This is a genomic window from Streptomyces sp. NPDC019890 (genome assembly GCF_044903445.1).
GTDB lineage: Bacteria > Actinomycetota > Actinomycetes > Streptomycetales > Streptomycetaceae > Streptomyces.
In genome coordinates this window covers 1-2,583 of record NZ_JBJDQK010000070.1, presented here as the reverse complement: position 1 = coordinate 2,583, position 2,583 = coordinate 1, and the positions used below count along the sequence as shown (strand labels likewise).

At 70.8% G+C, this 2,583-nt stretch carries 2 protein-coding genes; both read left to right on the top strand.

All coding sequences use genetic code 11. The features are described 5' to 3' along the window. On the top strand, positions 1–827 hold an 827-nt coding region (locus ACI2LP_RS34205; RefSeq protein ID WP_404728435.1), incomplete at its 5' end, for a Glu/Leu/Phe/Val dehydrogenase. After that, positions 824–2,473 (top strand): AMP-binding protein, encoded by a 1,650-nt coding sequence (locus tag ACI2LP_RS34200; RefSeq protein ID WP_404728434.1) that lies wholly within the window; start codon positions 824–826, stop codon positions 2,471–2,473. The genes ACI2LP_RS34205 and ACI2LP_RS34200, both read left to right, overlap by 4 nt. Positions 2,474–2,583 lie beyond the last annotated feature (110 nt).

Below are 2,583 nucleotides of genomic sequence, written 5' to 3'. Positions count from 1 at the left end.
TGCTGCACGGCGGCATCCACCTCGGCATCGACATGGGCGTCACGCCCGCCGACCGCGCCGTCTTCTTCGAACAGGCCGGCTACGACCCCCGCTACCGGCTGGGCGCCCCCGACATGCCGATCGACTGGCGCACCTACTACGAGCCGCTCATCGACGTCACCGGGCACGGCGTCGGCGTCGCCGCGGTCACCGCTCTGGAGTCGAGCGGCCGCACCGAGCCTGCCCGGGTCGTGGTGCAGGGCTTCGGCGCGGTGGGCCGGTCCGTCGCACGGTTCCTTCAGGACCGCGGGCACATCATCGTGGGCGTCGCCGACATCGACGGAACCATCAGCGCGGACCGGGTGCCCGTGGACGGCCTCGCCGCGATCACCGACGAGTTCGGGCGGATCGACCGCTCCCGCCTTCCGCAGGGCGTCACCGTCTCCAGCGCTCCGGACGCCTGGCTCGACGTCGACGCCGACCTGCTGATCCTCGCGGCGCAGAAGCACGCGCTGAACGCCGAGAACGCCCACCGCCTGCGCGCCCGGCTGGTCGTCGAGGGCGCCAACCTCGCCTCCAGCGCCGAGGCGAGGGAGAAGGCGAGGGCAGCGGGCGCCGCCCTCGTGCCGGGCGTCATCGCCAACATCGGCGGGGCCGGGGCGGCCGCCCTGGCCGTCACCCGGGTGGTCCCCTTCGACCTGTCGGCGGACGCGCGTAAGGAGTGGGTCTTTGACTGGATCGGCAACCGCGTGCGCCAGAACACCCAGGCCCTGCTGGAGATCGCCGCGGCGAGCGCCGGCGACCCCCTGCCGGAGCTGCTCGCGGTTCGACGCGGGGAACTGCGATGACGACCACCGATTCCCTGGCCACAGCGTCGGCCGCGGACCGCATGGGCGAGTACCGGCAGCGCGGATGGTGGAGGGACGAGACATTCCTCGACGACCTTCGCCGGCAGGCCCGAATACGTCCGCGCAAACTGGCCGTCGCCGGGCGCCGCTTGGACGAAGCCCGTACGGACACCCTTGACTACGCCGAACTCGCAAGGCTGACCGACCGGTTCGCCGGGGCACTGCTCGAACTGGGTGTCCGGCGGGGGGACGTCGTCGCGGTCCAGCTCCCCAACCGGTGGGAGATGGTTCCGCTGATGTTCGCCTGCATGGCCGTCGGCGCTGTCATCTGCCCGATCGCGCCGGAGTGCCAGGAGGAGGAACTGCGTCACCGCCTCGTGCTCACCGAGGCCAAGGTGTGCGTCACCGTCCCCGAGTGGCAGGGATACCCGCTCGCCGGGAGCCTTACCGCGCTGCGCTCCGAACTGCCGCTGGAGCACGTGGTGGTGGTCGGCGGCCGCGCTCCCGAAGGCGCGGTCGACTTCCAGGACCACTTCGTCTCGGTGCCCTGGGAAGAACGGCGCAAGGGTGATCTGGAGGGCCGCGCACTCGGGCCTGATGAACCGTTCGTGGTGTTGTTCACCTCCGGTACGACCGGCTTCTCCAAGGGAGTGGTGCACAGCCAGAACACCGTCCACTCGGGCGTACGCGGCTACGTCGACACGTTCCTGCTCCGCGACGACCTTGTGGCCATCGTCACCACTCCGCTGGTGCACTACTCCGGCTTCGGCCAAGGGATCCTCGCCGGGGTGATGCTCGGCGGAACGATCGCCTTCCAGGACGGCCGGAACCACACCAGTCTGCTGGATCTGGTGGAGCGGTACGGCGGCACCTTGCTGTACGGTCCGCCGCCCACGCTCTCCGGCACGGCGGCAGCCCAACGGGCCGACAGGCATGATGTGTCCACCCTGCGCCACACCATCACCGGGGCGGCACCGGTGCTCCAGGAGCTCGTGGACGAGCTGCGCGACAGCTTCGATACGTCCACGTACTCCGTATGGGGCATGTCCGAATTCGGTCCGGTGACCATCAGCCGGCTCGACTACGACCAGGACTGGGCCGCGCACAGTCACGGCCGACAGATCGATGCCATGGAGATCCGCATCGATCTGTGCGCCAACTCCGACAAACGTGCCCAGGTGGGCCGGCTGCGGGTGCGCGGCGCCTCTCAGGCGCTGGGCTACTACAGGAATCAGGACGCCTTCGACGCCGAGCTGACCGCGGACGGCTGGTTCGACACCGGGGACGTGGCGCGAGTCGACGGCCGCGGCGGCATCCGCGTCCTGGGCCGGGCCAAGGACGCCATCCTGCGCGACGGCGTCGTCGTACCCATGGCCGAGTTGGAGGCGATCCTCTCCTCGCACCCGGACGTGGCCGAGGTAACGCTGGTCGGCCCCACCGGACAGACGGACGACCGCATCGTGGCCGTCGTCGTACCCCGCGACGGTGCCCGGCCCGGGCTCGAGGAGATCCGGGAGCACCTGCTGGGCCGCGGCCAAGATCCGCGCTTCCTCCCGGAACAGCTGGAAATCGTCGATGCACTGCCCAAGACCCTTACGGGGAAGGTCAGGAAGGTCGAGCTTCGGCGGCGCATCGCCGGAGCCTGACCCGCCTCGCCGACCATCCGCCGGTCACGGTTGAGTCAGCATGGAGCGGGGGGGCCCGGGGGGGGGCACCGGCCCCCCCCCCAAAGCGGGGGGCCGAACCGGGGGTGGCG

Excerpts from the sequence above, each read along its gene's own strand:
- ACI2LP_RS34200 (WP_404728434.1), top strand. The coding sequence starts at position 824 with ATGACGACCACCGATTCCCTGGCCACAGCGTCGGCCGCGGACCGCATG.